The sequence below is a fragment of the Cerasicoccus maritimus genome, assembly GCA_031296935.1.
Lineage (GTDB): Bacteria > Verrucomicrobiota > Verrucomicrobiia > Opitutales > Cerasicoccaceae > Cerasicoccus > Cerasicoccus maritimus.
The window spans coordinates 1-1074 of record JAVDPD010000063.1; the positions used below are offsets into that span (position 1 = coordinate 1).

A 1074-nucleotide genomic window follows, 5' to 3' on the forward strand; every position below is an offset into this window, starting at 1 on the left:
AAATACAACGAGCAACCAAAGCCATTTAAGTGGACAGTGGACGCAAATCTGATCCTCGGTAAGGTTCAGTATTTATGCAGCGAACTTCGCTGTCACCACACTAGTGGCGGTGGTCTCACTACGCAAACTGAGCCAGTGCATTCGATAGTCTGGTTGAGTTGATTGGATGGTATAGGTTGTTAAGGAAGTCAAGGCTTGGGCGGAGAGAGGCCGTAGGCCGAGCGCAGCCCATGTCTAGGTTGAGTGTTTGGATTTCTTTTTGGGCGAACTGGATGGGCGTGATGTAGCCCAGCGAGCGATGTGGACGGATGTGGTTGTATTTGAAGCGCCAGTCCTAGATGACCACTCTTGCTTCAATGAGCGTGTAGAGGATTTCTCGGTTGAGGCATTCCTCACGCAATCTGGCATTGAAGGACTCGATGAAGCCGTTTTGCCACGGACTGCCGGGATCGATGTAGATGGTTTTGATGCCAGCATCGCCGATCCAGATCCGCAGCTTCTTTTCGATGAACTCCGAGCCATTGTCCGAACGGATAAACCCGGGTGCGCCGTGCTCAGCCACCAGAGGAGCGAGGATGCGCTGCACCTTGTCTGCGTTGATTCGACGGTCCACGTGGATGTACAGACATTCGCGGGTATATTCGTCGATGACGTTGAGCATGCGCAGCTTGCCGCCGCGCACAGTGACGTCGTGAACGAAGTCCCAAGTCCAGACATGACCACGGTGCGTGGCCTTGGTCGGCAGACCCGTGGACGGGCCGCACCGCCGTTGCCTAGGTTTCTTGGTTGGAACCGCCAAGCCCAGTTCGCGGTGCAAACGTTGAACGAGGCGGCGGCCCACGTTCCAACCATCATCTTTGAGCAGCTTCGTAATCTTTGGATAGCCCCATCCGGGATGCATGCGCGTGAACCGGCGCACCGCCGCCTTCAGCTTGCCCAACCACGCCGAGGGTGCCTTTAATGGCGCTTAGTTAAGGTCTTGTTTCGGCAATTTTAATGCTGGGCGGATTCCAACTTCTAAAGAATAATCGTTATATGGGTTTGGATAGGTCAAGCGGCGATTCGATGTTTTAG

At 54.3% G+C, this 1074-nt stretch carries 1 pseudogene; it reads right to left on the reverse strand.

The features are described 5' to 3' along the window. Positions 1–118: 118 nt before the first annotated feature. A pseudogene (locus RBB62_RS20160) lies at positions 119–940 on the reverse strand (IS3 family transposase). Positions 941–1074 lie beyond the last annotated feature (134 nt).